The 14,360-nt window shown below is 37.7% G+C and carries 12 protein-coding genes; 7 read left to right on the top strand and 5 right to left on the bottom strand.

The annotated features are described in order from the left end of the window. The first annotated feature begins 242 nt into the window (after positions 1–242). Positions 243–704, top strand: a complete 462-nt coding sequence (locus tag F6K54_RS25975; protein WP_293083927.1) for a DUF948 domain-containing protein — start codon at positions 243–245, stop codon at positions 702–704. Between the two features lie 681 nt (positions 705–1,385). On the opposite strand, the gene argB is transcribed toward F6K54_RS25975, so the two are convergent. The 4 genes from argB to F6K54_RS25955 form a co-directional block, all read right to left on the bottom strand. Beyond that, positions 1,386–2,285: an acetylglutamate kinase gene (gene argB, locus F6K54_RS25970; RefSeq protein WP_293083924.1), complete on the bottom strand. Its 900-nt coding sequence runs from the start codon at positions 2,283–2,285 to the stop codon at positions 1,386–1,388. Between the two features lie 560 nt (positions 2,286–2,845). Next, positions 2,846–3,355 (bottom strand): rod shape-determining protein MreD, encoded by a 510-nt coding sequence (gene mreD, locus F6K54_RS25965; protein WP_293083921.1) that lies wholly within the window; start codon positions 3,353–3,355, stop codon positions 2,846–2,848. Between the two features lie 1,051 nt (positions 3,356–4,406). Next, positions 4,407–5,162: a rod shape-determining protein MreC gene (gene mreC, locus F6K54_RS25960; protein ID WP_293083918.1), complete on the bottom strand. Its 756-nt coding sequence runs from the start codon at positions 5,160–5,162 to the stop codon at positions 4,407–4,409. 712 nt (positions 5,163–5,874) lie between these two features. Beyond that, positions 5,875–6,876, bottom strand: a complete 1,002-nt coding sequence (locus F6K54_RS25955) for a rod shape-determining protein (protein WP_293083930.1) — start codon at positions 6,874–6,876, stop codon at positions 5,875–5,877. Positions 6,877–7,644: 768 nt separating this feature from the next. Between F6K54_RS25955 and F6K54_RS25950 the strand changes: the two genes are divergently transcribed. From F6K54_RS25950 to F6K54_RS25930, 5 genes are all read left to right on the top strand, one after another. Then, complete coding sequence (locus F6K54_RS25950; RefSeq protein ID WP_293083915.1) at positions 7,645–7,992, top strand: single-stranded DNA-binding protein; 348 nt, start codon at positions 7,645–7,647, stop codon at positions 7,990–7,992. Between the two features lie 178 nt (positions 7,993–8,170). After that, complete coding sequence (locus F6K54_RS25945; protein WP_293083912.1) at positions 8,171–8,557, top strand: hypothetical protein; 387 nt, start codon at positions 8,171–8,173, stop codon at positions 8,555–8,557. Positions 8,558–8,858: 301 nt separating this feature from the next. Beyond that, positions 8,859–9,440 carry a transposase gene (locus F6K54_RS25940; protein WP_293083909.1) on the top strand — a complete coding sequence of 194 codons (582 nt, stop codon included), beginning with the start codon at positions 8,859–8,861 and terminating at the stop codon, positions 9,438–9,440. A gap of 264 nt (positions 9,441–9,704) precedes the next feature. Then, entirely contained in the window at positions 9,705–11,012 is a 1,308-nt protein-coding gene (locus tag F6K54_RS25935) for a TldD/PmbA family protein (RefSeq protein WP_293083906.1), read from the top strand. Positions 11,013–11,014: 2 nt separating this feature from the next. Then, positions 11,015–11,761 carry a DUF3153 domain-containing protein gene (locus F6K54_RS25930; RefSeq protein WP_293083903.1) on the top strand — a complete coding sequence of 249 codons (747 nt, stop codon included), beginning with the start codon at positions 11,015–11,017 and terminating at the stop codon, positions 11,759–11,761. Positions 11,762–12,430: 669 nt separating this feature from the next. Here the strand turns inward: F6K54_RS25930 and F6K54_RS25925 are convergent. Beyond that, positions 12,431–13,615, bottom strand: a complete 1,185-nt coding sequence (locus F6K54_RS25925) for a transposase (RefSeq protein ID WP_293083900.1) — start codon at positions 13,613–13,615, stop codon at positions 12,431–12,433. Positions 13,616–14,052: 437 nt separating this feature from the next. Here F6K54_RS25925 and F6K54_RS25920 point away from each other — a divergent pair, with 437 nt between their 5' ends. Next, on the top strand, positions 14,053–14,274 hold the full coding sequence (locus F6K54_RS25920) for a LapA family protein (protein ID WP_366558240.1): 222 nt from the start codon (positions 14,053–14,055) through the stop codon (positions 14,272–14,274). Positions 14,275–14,360: the final 86 nt, after the last annotated feature.

The following is a 14,360-nucleotide window of genomic DNA, read 5'->3' as shown; positions in this document are numbered from 1 at the left end:
TAAAACGCTCAAAAAGGAGCGTATTTTAGGCGCATAGTTGGGCAGAGCAATCTTGGGACAATTCTTACTCATACCCCCTCGCTCCCAAGCCATTTCTCCTGTCTTCCCCTCCCCTCCTGGGAGGGGCGAGGGGTGGGTTGTCTCCTACCCATACCAAAAGACTTTTTCCGCAAACCCTAATAATCCATTATTCATTGTTCATTATCAATTGTTGAACATTCCTCTGTTTAGGCAAAATACCTGTGAACAACCCCTTGTTTTGGCTAGGATTATCCCTTTTCCTGGTTGCATTGAGCCTCACTACTGTATTAATTGTCACCTTACCTACAATGTTGGCATTAGCAAGAGCAGCTCGTAGTGTAGAAAAGTTAGCTGACATCCTAGCTCGCGAACTACCACCAACTTTAGAAGCAATTCGTCTCACTGGCATAGAAATTAGTGAGTTAACTGATGATGTTAACGATAGTGTCCAGAGTGCAGGAGAAATTGTTAAGCAAGTCGATCAAAGTCTTGGTAATGTCCGTCAACAAACCAAGGAAGTTCAAACTACAACGAAAAGTATTTTTACTGGTATTAAAGTAGCCTGGAAAACATTTAATTTAAAACCAAAAACAAAAGAAAATACGGGGAGGCCATCAAAGCATTCTCTATCATCTTCTCTGGAAGAAGGCAGAAGGCAGAAGGCAGAAGGCAGAAGGCAATAGGGGGAATAAAAAGCCGATTTGATCAGACTTTTAGCTATTGGGTAGTTCCTGCCATGTTTCAATAATGAATAATTAATAATGAATAATTAATAATTACCTCTCCTTGAAAAGAAGAGGATTGACTAATAATGAAAATTTTTTTTTATTATCCCCTTAAAAGGGGAGGCACATACCCACAATTTTTCGGTAAATATACCAGCGCGCACTACATATATTATCCATAAATTATCCATAAAAATGTCGATCAAAGCCATCTCTAGACAGATATTCCTCCTGCTTCTGAAACTGAGGATTCTACTTTAATAGATAATAAACCTTAGACAGGGAAATGTTTTCTCCCCTGTTCCCAGATCCCTATTCTCTATTCCCTAGTTAGGGCTTGCTGATTAAATCTAAAAGTTTTTATAGATAAAGGTTTTAGCCTTTTTAAGTATCAAAAAGTGCGAGGTTTTAAGTGGTAATGGTTCAATTTAGGAGCGGATTTTGGTCAAGATTTGGGCAGAAAAATTAAGGAACAATTCTTACTTCTACCTCCTCGCTCCCAAGCCATTTCTCCCCTCCTGGGATGGGTTAGGGGTGGGTTTTCTCCTGCCTCCTGTCTCCTGTCTCCTGTCTCCTGTCTCCTGTCTCCTGTCTTCTGTATCCTGTCTCCTACTAAAAGACTTTTTCAGCAAACCCTAGTTAAAAGTTATTAAGTCCTAAACTACTTACTATCATTGAGCCAACTCCAGAATCTGTAAAGATTTCCTGTAAAAGTGAATGGGGAACTCGACCATCAAGAATATGGGCAGCTCGAACTCCCTGAGCTAAACTCCGCACACAACAATTTACTTTCGGAATCATCCCACCAGATACAATTCCTTTTTCAATCAATTGTCTAGCTTCCTGGATATCTAACTTAACAATTAAAGTATCTGGATTATGATAGTCTTCCAAAATTCCGGCTGTATCTGTAAGGAGAATTAACTTTTCTGCATCCATCGCAGCAGCAATTTCACCCGCAACAGTATCTGCATTAATATTGTAAGCTTGTCCTTTTTCATCTGCAGCTACACTAGATACTACGGGAATATAGCCATCATCAACTAGGGATTGCAAAATATCTATTTTGACGTTGCTGACTTCTCCAACAAAACCAATTCCCTCTCTTCCTTCAGGACGTGCTTTAATTAAGTTCGCATCCTTGCCACACAAACCCACGGCACGGCCACCAGCTTGATTTATTAAAGAAACAATTTCCTTATTAACTTTTCCCACTAATACCATCTCTACTACTTCCATAGTGGGCGCATCAGTAACTCGCAAACCATCTTTAAACTGCGGTTCAATTCCTAATTTGCCCAACCAAGAGTTAATTTCTGGGCCACCACCATGAACCACAATTGGACGTATACCCACGCAAGATAGTAGTACAATATCTCTAATTACTTTATCTTTGAGATTACTATCTTTCATAGCCGCACCGCCATATTTCACGACTATTTTACGACCTGCAAATTTTTGAATGTAAGGTAGTGCTTCACTTAGCACTTTGACTCGGTTGATTTCTGACTGATTTTCAAAATCTGTACTTTTTTGCATAGACAGTTACTTTTTTGAATTGATAATTTCAACAATATAGCGCTACGCGCAAGGCAACAGGTAACAGGCAACAGGCAATAGGGGAATACAAAAGGGTTTCAGCTTCTATTCATGTCAAACACCTTAATGCGTAGCGCTATATCGATATATATATAGTTTATTTCAATTTCAAACCTAGTACTTAGTCATCTTAAACCCACATTCCGCACTTCAATTTGTAACATGAAAATTAGTATAAAATCCTTAGGTGGCTTAAGTATTTATACTAGATAAATTACCTTCATTTATCTCGATCAGGAGTCATATCATGTCCGGTTGAATAATTAGACTTTGGTGGAAGGAAGGCAGCGGGAGCTGGAGGCAGGAGGCAGAAGGTTTTCTTCTATTGTCAACTTAATTTTATACACGCTCCGATGCTGCCGGACATGATATCAAATTCTCATTTAAATATTAAGCATAAATACTTACTGAATTGTTGATTCCGATTGACGACTATAATTTTTTTCTTAATGCATGACTTTTGACTTTTAACTTATATTTTTGTGGTGCGGAATGTGGGCTTAAAGTCTCCACAATTGACTGAGAGGAAAATAAATAACAGGAGCCCAAAGACTACTAATAACAGCAGAACCCAAAGCAATTTGTTTGTGGTGTACCCAAATTTCTCCAAAGGTTTGATTGCCCATTAATCCTAACTGAATTGCTATAAAAGTTTCTGCAATAATAGCCAGAATAAATGTTACTAAAGCTATGGAAATAAAATCTTCCTGAATAAAGCGTTGCTTCTGCAAAAATGCTGTTATAAATCCTGCAAAAACTAAAGGAATAATATGAGTGGGATAGGGAGCTGTAATGCCATCTTGAATTAATCCTAAAACTAAGCCAGCTACTAAAGCTTCTATTATTGAACTCTGGCTACTCCAAGCCACCACCCAAATTAACAACCAGTTAGGTCCTATGCCAAAAATCTCCATTCCTGGAATACGAGTGAACAATAATAGTGTACAAAGTAGTACAGAAGTAATAGTGATTAGTGATTTTAAAATAGTGTGCTGACGGATATTATACATCTGGATTAAGAAAGTAAATTTAATAATTTGAAAGTTGTTGAGTATAAGTTAATCGTTCAATTTTTAACCAACGGATTTTTTTTAGTTTTGTGGGTTTGGTAATTTATACTTTTTACTTGCTATCAAAGGTATTTATCAGGGTTTTTCCAAGTCAATGATAAATTTTCTTTATTTTAGGTAACAGATAATTACTTTAAGGAGAGTATTTTTTACAGACAAGTTGCTTTTATTGAAATAAATAAAATAAATCAGAGCCTAAGTTTTTGCTGTGTAAATTCCTCATGTTTATCTTTTTACATAATCTGAATTATGCCTGTCTGACAATTATTTATAAAAAATTGGAAAGCTTGATCTTTATTTCCTAATTTCTAGATATTTTCTGCACAATTAAAGTAGTACAGCTTCTCTTGAGTAATAAATATAATAATCAAAAGCTTTTCAGGTTTATTAAAGACAGACAATAATACCGTGGATGAAAAAATAATTTTACTAATAATAAGTGCGATTAAAATACACCTGAAGGAGATGTCTCTTTGATAAAAAAGAGAATTTCTGACCTAAAAACTGGTATTAAAGCAATTCATTATAACTCCTGGCTCCCCTCCTGGGAGGGGCGGGGGTGAGTTGACTCCTAAGAAATAATAAAGAAACATAAACATCAAAAAAAATTACCGGAAAATTGGGTTGAAAGCCTCCCCCTTCCAGGGGGACTTTGTGTTATAGTGGAAACAGCGGAAAGGTATTCAACCGCTCTAAAAACCTATAGCTACTTAACTGTAGCGTTTGCACCTTGACTCCTAGAGTTATGGGGTTTTGTACAGGAATGCTTGTACATGGAAAAGCTCTAAGCAACAAGTATCAGAGAACCAAAGTTTTTTAGGTTTGAACTGTACCGTAGGGCATACGGGAACAGGCTTTTGAAATAGAGCGAACGCTTGGGGAGAGAACCATCTCTGGACTAGATGCCGTAAGGTGTTTAGTTTAAGTGGACTCATTGAACCAAGAATCCTGGTTTCAGGAGAATCCCCGTGCCTTTAGGCCGGAGAGTATGTCAATTGTCTGTTTCACCCTGTTTATTTTGATAAACAGTCACCCATTCCAAAGTATTAAGTGGTGCTGATAACTTAACCTGAGCTTGTGGAGCAGGACTATTATTCAAATTAATAGATTCAACTTTTCCGATAGCCAAACCTGCCGGGAATAATTGACTATAAGCAGAAGTAGATACAACATCACCAACCTTAACATCAGGAAGATCGTTAAAAAATTCTAAGACAGCCAGATCGCCACCCTTACCCTTCATAAAACCCATCTGACGACTACGAATAATTCCCGCGCCAACTTTACTGGTAGGATCACTCACTAATAATACCTGGCTAGTATGGGGTGTAACGCTAGTTATTCTACCTACTACACCACCAGTTCCCATCACAATAAAATTTTTTTGAATACCATCTTTACTACCTCTTCCTAGAGTTACTTTTTGCCACCAATAGTCTGCACTTCTACCCACTACAGGAGCTACTATTCCTTTTGTTTTTTTAGTTTTCGTATAATTCAAAAGTTGCTGGAGAGTATTATTTTGTTTCTCTAATTCTTGTAATTGAATTTCTAGTTCTTCTATACGAGCATTAACTAATACTTCTTGTTGAACAGGACTAGGTTGAAATGGTAAACTAACCCAATGATAAATTTCAAAAATTAAAGACCCTTGAGTTTGTCTAACCCAAAAAGCTGCACTTATTGCTACAATTAATAATGCAGCTCTTTTCATTATTTTTAAGCTTCGACGACGCAATGTTTGCATTGGTAAAACCTGGAAATTTGCTACTACTTTAAACTTTATTACTATTAATTTTTATTCAAAACAGAAACTTCTGTATCAGGAGTCAGGAGTCAGTCCTCAGGAGTCAGGAGAAATGGAAATTATAGAGTAGGTAGGATATATTTGTCCCCTGATTTTTCTGCCTAACTCTTGCCCAAAATGCTAACATTCATTAACTTCTGAGCAACCGAAAGCCTTGCACTTTTTTCGCTCCAAAAAGGCACTTGCCTTTATCTGCCAATGCTTTGATAGTGTAAGTATTCAGCGGTAAGCTAGCCTCCTACCGGAGGAACTGCGGACTTCAGCTTTATTACCTTGAGTGGACAATTTAAACTCGTTATTCTTGTGCTTCAATTCTTTGTTTAAAAATGTAGTAGAAGTTAAGCAAGTGCTTGCTTCATTCATTTCTATTGCGCTCGAGCCGATCGCGAGTTAGCTGTTTGCGTAGCATTCCGCAGGAAATACTTACGTTAGCAGTTATAAATAAAGACAAAAGTGACATCTCCCACACGCTCGCTGACGCTATAGTGTGGGCTTCTCGTTTCGTAGCCCCGGTATCCCGTCAGGCAAGCGCGTGCTTTAAGGACGGAATGCCCTACCGCCCTATTTTTGATATTTATCGCCGCATTTCCTAGGTCATGCTGCGCAAACAAGTCGCGGTCTATTTATAATTTTGTGATATAATGGTGTAACTTTAGCGAATCTGTCCACTAAAAACCCTTTCCAATTGTTTAAAATTCTCCAAGACACGACCAGTACCTAAGACTACACAGGAAAGTGGATCTGCTGCAATATGAGTCACAATACCAGTTTCATGGCTAATTAAAGTATCTATCCCATTTAATAAAGCACCACCACCAGCTAGCATAATACCTCTATCTATAATATCCGCTGCTAATTCAGGAGGAGTACGTTCCAAAGTTCGCTTAACTGCCTCTACAATTATTGATAGAGGTTCTGTCATACTTTCTCTAGTCTCTGCAGATTTAATAGTAACAGTTCTGGGCAAACCTGATAATAAATGTAAACCCCTAACTTCCATTGTTGCCTCATTGTCATCCTGAGTCGGATAAGCTGAACCTAATTTTATCTTGATATCTTCAGCTGTCCGCTCGCCTATTACCAAGTTATGGACTTTTTTCATATACTGAGTAATAGCATCATTCAACTCATCTCCAGCTACACGGACAGATTCACTGAGAACTGTACCTTGTAAACTTAGAACAGCAACTTCTGTAGTCCCTCCACCAATGTCCACAATCATGTTACCTGTGGGTTCAGCCATAGGCAACCCTGCGCCAATAGCAGCAGCAACAGGTTCATCAATTAATCGTACCTCTCTAGCACCAGCATGAGCTGCAGCTTCCATTACAGCTCTTCTTTCTACACCAGTTACTCCACTCGGAATGCCAATTACAATTCTTGGAGATACCAAGGTTTTTCCTTCATGAACTTTTCTAATAAAATGCTTTAGCATTAATTCTGCTGTATCAAAATCAGCAATGACTCCATCCCGTAAAGGTCTTACCGCAATTACATTAGCTGGAGTTCGCCCCAGCATCCTTTTTGCTTCTTCCCCTACTGCTATAGAAGTTTTTTGATCCTGGTCAATAGCTACCACAGATGGTTCTTGAAGAACAATACCTTTACCGGATATATATACAAGGGTATTTGCAGTACCCAAGTCAATTCCAATGTCTCTAGACAAAGAAAAACGATTTATCCAACCCACTGACTTTTGACCCCCAAAATTCAATCTTAAGTTTGTGTAATAATTTATCAATAAATATAGCTGAGGCACTCTATTCTGTTTTTACCGAAAAGCGACGTAGAAGGCCCCCGTGTTTTAACCGGGGGATGAAAACAAGAGAGTCGTTTAGACTAGACAACTTTAGTTGTCCTGTGCTTTGTTTATCAACAAAAAGTAAGCAGAACGCTAGGCATTGGCCTTAGCTGACTGTGTAGGGGCACTTTGACTTGTCCCCAAAGAATATATCTTTGGTCAGCTAAGTTATAGACGAATCAACAGGGATTTATCTTGTTGCGTAGCATCTACTTAGAATCCCCGTGACTTGAGTCCGGAGAGTAGTCAACCCTCAGTCTATCAGGACTATAGAACCCCCGATCATATCTTTAGTCGGCGATTCAGTTTTTTGCCAGGAGTCAGGAGGTAGAGGGAAGGTATAAGGGAAATAAGGTTGAAAAATACTCCCTATCTCCCTATCTCCCCAACTCCCTATCTCCCTATCTCTCCGTCTCCCCATCTCTTTTTAAATAGATCTCAAATGGGTTCTATACAAGAATCGATGTAAGCAAATTTAACTGTCCCTGATTTTATAGTGCTACATGATAAGGACAGAATCCGGAGGATGTGTTAGATTTGAGCGATGGTTGAATAATTAATCCTCTTGAGATACTCTTGTAATTAATATGACTAGAATTTAATTACTAATATATATAGTTTATGAGTCTAAATGTTGTTACTTTGGTTGGTAGGGCAGGTAGAGACCCAGAGGTTAAATATTTTGAGTCAGGTAGTGTGGTTTGCAATTTAACTTTGGCTGTAAATCGTCGCTCTAGAAAGACTGACCAACCAGACTGGTTTGATTTAGAAATTTGGGATAGAACTGGAGAAATTGCTGCTGACTATGTTCGTAAAGGTAGTTTGATAGGGGTAAAAGGTTCTCTAAAGTTTGATTACTGGCAAGACCGTAATACAGGGGCAAATCGCTCTAAACCAGTAATTAGAGTATACCAACTAGATTTATTAGGCTCTAAACGTGACGATGCACAAAGTTACGATGAATTTTAATTTTATAAGTTCTTGAGTTAGGAGTAGGGGAGTATTTAATAATTACGAAAGATGGACGATAGTTTGAAAGCCACGTCTTTTTAAAGCGTGGATGAAAAACGAACGGGCGATTTTAATCGCCTTAAAAATTTGTCATTTTCTATTCTTTAATTTTATCCTATTAAAGGAGGTGATAAAGATGTATGGATGTCAGCAAGAATTAATTAAAATTCCCGAAATTATTCCGTTTTTAGAATACTTATGTACCACGGCAAATAAACTCATTAATTGCGGGATTTATTTAGCTAGACAATGGTATTTTAAGTTGGGCAAGATACCGGGAAAATACAACTTAGAAAAGAAGTTAAAGTCCAATAGTAATTATCAGTTTTTATATTCTCAAGCAGCACAACAAACTCTTAGAGGTGTAGCAGAAGCATTTAAGTCTTATCAAGCACTTTCTCAGAAGTATCTCAAAGGAGAATTAACTGATAAACCTCAACTACCAAAATATCGCAAAAAGGGAGGAATGGGAGTAATAACTTATCCGTGCGCAAGCTTTAAAGCTGGAAAATGGTCAAGTTAAAGTACCTCTGGGAAGAAGGGTTAAAGCAGCATTTAAAGTTGATAGTTTTCTCTTATATTTCCCTAGTAATCTTAAGTTTAAAGAAATCAGAGAAATTAGAATTTTACCTCGTAACGGCTGTTTTTATGTCGAATGGGTTTATGAGCTAAAAGCCGATAGACCTCAGCTAGATCAAGCCAAAGTTATAGGCATAGACCACGGAGTTGATAATTGGTTAAGTTGTGTCTCTAATGTAGGGACAAGTTTTATTATTGATGGTAAACACCCACCCCTTTAGTTCCCCTCCCGGGAGGGGATAGGGGTGGGTTGGTACAACAAACAGATAGCTACAATTAAAGACAATAAACCCCAAGGATTTTGGTCAAATAAATTAGCGCGGATAACTGAAAAACGCAATAGGCAGATGCGCGATGCTGTTAACAAAGCAGCAAGATTAGTGATTAATCATTGCCTTAAACATGGAATTGGTCGAATAGTTTTTGGCTGGAATAAACGACAAAAAGATAGTATTAATATCGGTGCAAAAAATAACCAAAAGTTTGTACAAATCCCCACGGCTAAACTCAAAGAAAGAATTATTCAGTTATGTGAATTATATGGCATAGAGTTTATTGAAACTGAAGAGTCGTATACCTCGCAAGCTAGCTTTTTAGATGATGACTTCTTGCCAAAATACGGTGAAAAACCCGGAAGTTGGAAGCCATCAGGCAAGCGAATTAAACGAGGACTCTATCAAACTCAAAACGGTTTGTTAGTTAATGCCGATTGCAATGGCGCAGCTAATATCCTCAAAAAAGTAGCGGCAACTTTAAGGTTTTCCCTTAAAGAAGTCAGTAGAGGCAGTTTGATCGTGCCTTTGAGAATCCTGTTTTGGATTGCTTAAGAATCCCCTGTGCTTCAGCCAGGGGAATATCAAAGTTATTAGCAGCCGTGGGGCACACGGTTAAATAAAAGCGCACCGCCTGCGCTGAGGTTTCCGAGCGCGTAAAGACGGAGCAAGAAAGCTTGTGGAGATGGTAGTAGCGGGGGTATAACTCAACTTGTTTGATTTGCTACCAAGCTCACGAATCTGGGTTAGCGCAGCTTTGCGTCAGCACTCGCAAGAATCTCCCGTTATAATCTTTGATTTAACGGTGAGAGTGTCAATATGAGTGAGTCTACTGTAGAGCAAATTCTTAAATTAGCAACTAATAAAGCTGAAGCTGTAGAAATTTACTATTTGTCTACTCAGGAAACACCAATAAAGTTTGAAAATAACTGTTTAAAGTCTCTACAAACTAAGGCTCAACAAGGAGTAGCTCTCAGATTAATTTATCAAGGTAGATTAGGTTTTGCTAGTTCTACAGATTTGACTAGAATTGAAGATTTAGTTGCAGCAGCAATTCAAACAGCAAAAGTTAGCGATATTGCACAATTTCAATTTGCTTCCTCATACCATTTTAATTACCCAAAACTAGAGTGTAATTTACCTAATGTTAATGAATTAATTTCTTCTGGTGAAGAAATTATTGAAAAGATTCATAATTATAACCCCGATATTCTAGTCAATATAGATTTTAATATTCGGAACAAAAATATTAAAATTTTGACTAATACTGATGTTTATGCTCAACGGTTTAATCAGTTAGTTAATGTTAATATTTCCGGTAACTTAGTTCGGAATGAAGACTTTCTCCAAATATCTACTTCAGATGTAATAAGCGAGCTACCTTTAGATATTAATAAACTACTAGAAAAATTAATCCAAAAATATCAATGGGCAGAAAATTCAGCTAAGATTACTACTGGAAATTTTCCTGTATTTTTTACTCCCACAGCAGTAGGAAAGGCGATCGCTAGATTATTTAAAACTGTTTTATCTGGACAGGTTGTTGCACAAAAAGCTTCCCCTCTTACCCATAAAGTGGGAGAAACTATGTTCGATCCTCGTTTTACTCTCTTTGAAGACCCAAATATAGGACCTTATGCTTGTCCCTTTGATGACGAAGGTATCCCAACTATGGTCAAGACTTTTATAGAAACAGGTACTTTGAAAAGTTTCTATTGGGACCAACAATGGGCAGCTCGTGCTGGATGCAAGTCCACTGGCAATGGTTTCCGAGATGGACTATCTCAACCAACTCCTAGTTTAGTAAATTTGAGTATTAGTCCTGGGCAAGCTTCTCCAAGAGAATTGATTAGTAATATAAAAGAAGGTTTAATCGTAGACCAGGTATTAGGATCTGGTCAATCTAATCAATTAGCCGGAGAATTTTCTGTCAATTTAGATTTAGGTTATAAGGTAGAAAAAGGTGAAATAACGGGTAGAGTTAAGAATACAATGGTGGCAGGTAATATTTTTGAAGCATTTCAAAATTTGGTAGATATAGGCAATTTTCCTGAATTAGTTGGTAATAGTTATTATTTGCCATGTATTGTATTTCAAAATTTAGGTGTAGCAACAAGGGAGGTTTAGATATGAAAGTGCTTAAAGTTATTTTGATTAGTTTTTTGGCCGTTTTACTACTGAATGGATGCGTTAAATATGAAGTGGGAATAAATTTTGAGAGCCAAAACCATGGTGAAATTGTGCAACATATTAAATTAGCAGATGAGTTAAAGAATTTCAGTAGGAAGATAGTTTCTGAATGGTTAAGAAGTATAGACACTAGAGTTAGTCAATTACAAGGAAAAACTCAAAAAATATCTTCTCAAGAAATTTTAGTTACAATTCCTTTTAATAATGGTGCAGAATTAGAAGAAAAATTTAATCAATTTTTTAAACCTATAGATGCACAAGAATCTGACAATTATGGTGCCGATATTACAGAAGATTTACCTAAATTAGAATCTCAGATTGAAGTAAGTCAAAACAATTTATTTTTAGCACTGCGAAATAGATTAAGTATAAATTTAGATTTGCAGTTATCTACATCTAATAGTAAAGTTATAGTTAATCCAAGTGAGTTATTAGGGCTAGAGTTTCAATTAACTACACCTTGGGGTTTTAGCAATATTGAAGCAACTGAAAATGATGCAATAACTTATCTAAGCGATCGGCAAATTGTCTGGAAATTAAATACAGGAGAATCTAACTCATTAGATGTGGTTTTTTGGATTCCTAGTCCTATAGGAATAGGTGCAATCTTAATTGGTTTATTTGTTTATTTAGGTATAGCTTTAAAATATCAAGTACTCCCCGCTTTAGGGATTATTAAAAAATAGATTAATCAATATTATTTATTTTTCTACTACATATTGCCTATATTAATAATAAATAATTAGGGCTTGCTGATTAAATCTAAAAGCATTGACATATAAAGACAAGTGCCTGTTTGGGGTAAACAAAAGTGCAAGCTTTTCAGTCTAAAACGCTCAAAAAGTTAGTATTTTAGGCGCATAGTTGGGTAGAACAATCTTGGGAAAATTCTTACTCCTACCTCCTCGCTCCCAAGCCATTTCTCCTGTCTTCCCCTCCCCTCCTGGGAGGGGCTAGGGGTGGGTTGGGAGGGGCTAGGGGTGGGTTGGGAGGGGCTAGGGGTGGGTTGGGAGGGGCTAGGGGTGGGTTGTCTCCTGACTCCTACCTCAACAAAAAGACTTTTTCAGCAAACCCTAATTACTTCATAAGGTTTGGGAAGGATACTTTGACAGTAACTTTTTATTATCTATCAATTTCAAAGGTTGCTTTTACCTAAAATTTCTGGTCTAAAGCCTCCCCTTTTAAGGGAAAAAAAAGATAATATTCCTGATGTCAAGCCTCCTTATTGCAGAGGTACTGATAACTTAAATGACCTTCCCCAAAATTAATAGCTGATAGCTAATAGCTGACAGCTGTTTGCTTACAAATATATTGTTTTGACACTCCTCCGGCTGAAGCGCGGAGGATTCTTCGTTCTATGACCCTGGTTGCTGAGACAGGATTTCTCCAACCTCAGTAGCGCCAGAATCTCCCGAAGCGTTAGGATCGTCGATCCAAGTTCCGATGTGCCCCATCGTACTTAAGGCAGAATTGAGAATATTAATTGCGGCATTGTGGTCTCGGTCTAACTTACATCCACATCGACAAACATGAGTTCGAGTTGATAGTGATTTCTTGACTGTTGTTCCACAACTTGAACAATTTTGGCTGGTATATGCTGGATTAACCGCCACCGTTACCTTGCCAAATTTATGACCATAATACTCTAACCATTTCCTGAATTGATACCAACCTGCATCATTAATAGACTTGGCTAGACAGTGGTTTTTCACCAAATTCTTAATCCTCAAATCTTCATAGGCGACCACATCGTTAGAGTGGACTACGCAACGCGCTACTCTCTTGGCGTGTTCCTCACGTTGCCTACTTATTTTGAGGTGTATTCTACTCAGTTTATTAATGGCGCGCTGGCGGTTGGCACTGCCTTTATGTTTGCGAGAAACACGACGCTGATAGAATTTCATCCGTTTCTCGCTCTTTCTGTAGAATCTGGGGTTTGGCTCTGTATTACCATCTGAATCGGTGTAGAATTCTTTTAAGCCCACATCTAAACCGACATTTCGTTTAGTGGGTAAGGTTTCAACATGAACATCTACACTGATACAAAACTGACAATAATAACCATCAGATCGTCTCACCAGTCTCACTCGCTTAATCTTCTCAACCGGATAGAATCCCAAGTCCCATGTCCCAATCAGTTTAAGTCTACCAATACCTTTTTTGTCGGTAAATTCAATATGTTTGGGGTCTAGCAATTTCCAGCCCGATGTCTTGTATTCAACAGAGCGACTATGTTTTTTGAATCGTGGGTATCCCTTTTTCCCAGGGAGATGTTTCTTGCAGTTGTCAAAAAACCTCGCAATAGCCGACCAACACCGTTCTACAGATGCCTGACAAGCATGGGAATTCAAATCTTGAACGAATGGGTACATCGAACGCAATTCGGTATTATACCGATACAGTTCTTTTCTACCTAGTCCTCGATGATCCATCCAATAGCGAAGGCATGAATTTCTCACGAATTGGCCAGTACGGATAGCCTCATCAATGGCTTGATATTGCTGAGGTTTTCCTTTGACTTTGAATTCGTATACTATCATAGTTTTGACGCTAGCTTGTCTGGCGTATATTATTAGTATATCAGGTTCAATTTAATTTGTGCAAGGGCGATTGAGGTTAACCGTCCTAGAAGGACGGGGCTTGAAACCCGCTTTTTTTGGTCAATCTATACTTTATCTGGTATAAATTAATTAGGGCTTGCTGATAAAATCTAAAAGCATTGACATATAAAGACAAGTGCCTTTTAGGGGTCGAAAAAAATACCTGGTTTTCAGTCTAAAAAGCTCAAAAAGTTAGTATTTTAGGCGCATAGTTGGGCAGAAAAATTAAGGGACAAAACTTAGCTCCTAACTTCCTCGCTCCCAAGCCATTTCTCCTGTCTCCTGTCTCCTGTCTCCTGTCTCCTACCCTAGCAAAAAGACTTTATTCAGCAAACCCTAATTATCGGTAATTATCAAAATCAATCAAAACAAAAATAATGAGACTGATTAACTTTTTGCTAATTTTTTTAATTTGTTTAGCGTTGGTTATATTCAGTTTACAGAATAACCAATTAACTACAATTAAACTTGTTCAAGGTATTGAATTCCAAGCTCCATTATCTGTAGAACTTGTAATTGCCACAGGGTTAGGAGCTATTTTAGCATGGCTATTTAGCTTGTGGTCAAGAATGCAACATACTATCACAACTTTCGGATGAAAAAGTGGGGAATAGCTATCACTGCTGTGTTATCTCTCCAAATTGTACTTGGAGGGATCATGTCTGGGATGAAAGCTGGATTATTC

Origin of the sequence: Okeania sp. SIO3B5 (assembly GCF_010692555.1) — a bacterium.
Lineage (GTDB): Bacteria > Cyanobacteriota > Cyanobacteriia > Cyanobacteriales > Microcoleaceae > Okeania.
Note: the sequence above shows the minus strand (reverse complement) of the source record. Positions and strands in the feature narration are given on the sequence as shown.